Source organism: Glutamicibacter sp. V16R2B1, assembly GCF_005774635.1.
Classification (GTDB): Bacteria; Actinomycetota; Actinomycetes; order Actinomycetales; family Micrococcaceae; genus Glutamicibacter; species Glutamicibacter creatinolyticus.
Window position 1 is genome coordinate 1 of sequence record NZ_VATX01000056.1, and the last position, 1,790, is coordinate 1,790.

General features: G+C 71.6%; 2 protein-coding genes. One reads left to right on the forward strand and one right to left on the reverse strand.

Annotated features, from left to right (window positions below; all coding sequences use genetic code 11):
* A partial coding sequence (locus FDN03_RS15985) for a biotin--[acetyl-CoA-carboxylase] ligase (protein ID WP_212743934.1) occupies window positions 1-685 on the reverse strand: 685 nt, incomplete at its 3' end.
* 199 nt (window positions 686-884) lie between these two features.
* Between FDN03_RS15985 and FDN03_RS15990 the strand changes: the two genes are divergently transcribed.
* The coding region (locus FDN03_RS15990) for a carboxyl transferase domain-containing protein (protein ID WP_283205498.1) at window positions 885-1,790 on the forward strand (906 nt) is incomplete at its 3' end.

Genomic DNA, 1,790 nt, shown 5'->3' on the forward strand with positions numbered 1-1,790 from the left:
ACCGGGAGACCGCGTCGGCGAGGTCGGTGAGGACGGCGCCGAGCAGCTCCGTGCGGTCCAGCCGGGACGGGTCGACGTCCAGCAGCAGCAGGCGGGTCGAGTGCGGCGGGAGCTCCCCGGCGCGGGCGGTGACGTTCAGACCGAAGCCGATGACGGCGGCCGGCGGCGCGGTCGGGCTGGGCGCGAGCTCCACCAGGATGCCGGCGATCTGCGCCCCGTCCACCTGGACGTCGTTGGGCCACTTGAGCACCGCGGGCACCCCGGCCTGAGCGCGCAGGGTGCGTACCAGCGAGGTGCCGACGACCAGCGGCAGCCAGCCGAGCTGCCGGGCCTCGACCGCGGGGCGGACGAGCACGGACACCATCAGCCCGGCGCCGTCCGCGGACTGCCATGACCGGTCGAGGCGTCCGCGGCCTGCGGTCTGCCGCTCGGCGACGAGGACGGCCTGACCCGTCCGCGCCGTCACGGACAGTGCCGGCACGCTGCCGGGAAGCCCGCGAGCGAGCCGCCCGAGTTCGGCGTTGGTCGAGTCGATCTCGTCCACGACGGCGAGGGCCAGTCCGAGGCCGGCGGCGAGAGGGCTCAGCGCGGCGGCGTCAAGGGGGCGGCGCGACCTGCCGACGGCCGCCTCCACGCGGGCCGTGACCACGTCGGCCAGGGCCCCGGAGAACGCTGCGGCGGACACCCCAGCCGACCCCCCGCCAGGCCTCTCACCCGCAGAGGGAGTCTTCGGGACCGCTACGGAAGGAGGCGTTGGTCGTCCGTCGGACGCGGTCGGCTCTACAGGCACGGGACCACCCTCCCAGAGCCCTGGTGTGGCCGAGGTGAGACGGTCTCCACATCAATCGCGCACGTGGACCACCGACCGCCGTACGCTTCGCACTATGGCTCTCCCGGCTTCCGTTCCCGAACCGACGCCCGAACCGCACAGCACGGCTGGTCGCCTCGCCCGACTGCAGGCCGTGACCGAGGAAGCTGTGCACGCCGGTTCCCAGCGCGCGGTGGACGCGCGGCACGCCAAGGGCATCATGACCGCGCGCGAGCGGATCGAGGCCTTCCTCGACCCCGGCTCGTTCGTCGAGACGGACGCGTTCGCCCGGCATCGCTCGCACGACTTCGGGCTGGAGCGGAACCGCCCGTACGGCGACGGCGTGATCACCGGGTACGGGACGGTCGACGGCCGCCAGATCTGCGTCTTCAGTCAGGACTTCACCGTGATCGGCGGGAGCCTCGGTGAGGTCTTCGGTGAGAAGATCGTCAAGATCATGGACCTGGCGCTGAAGACCGGGGTTCCGGTCGTCGGCATCAACGACTCCGGCGGTGCCCGCATCCAGGAGGGCGTCGTCGCGCTCGGGCTGTACGGCGAGATCTTCTACCGCAACGTGATGGCGTCCGGCGTGGTGCCGCAGCTGTCGCTCATCATGGGCCCGTGTGCGGGCGGCGCGGTGTACTCCCCCGCGATCACCGACTTCACGCTCATGGTCGACCAGACCAGCCACATGTTCATCACCGGTCCCGACGTGATCAAAGAGGTCACCGGTGAGGACGTCGGCATGGAGGAGCTCGGCGGAGCGCACACGCACAACTCGCGCAGCGGCGTCGCGCACTTCCAGGCCGCGGACGAGAACGACTGTCTGGAGCTCGCCCGGGCCCTGCTCTCCTACCTGCCCTCGAACAACATGGACGAGGTGCCGGCGTACGCCGAGGTGGCCGACGTCGAGGCCGAGGTGGACCCCGAGCTCGACACCTTCATCCCGGACTCCGCGAACACCCCGTACGACATGCACCAG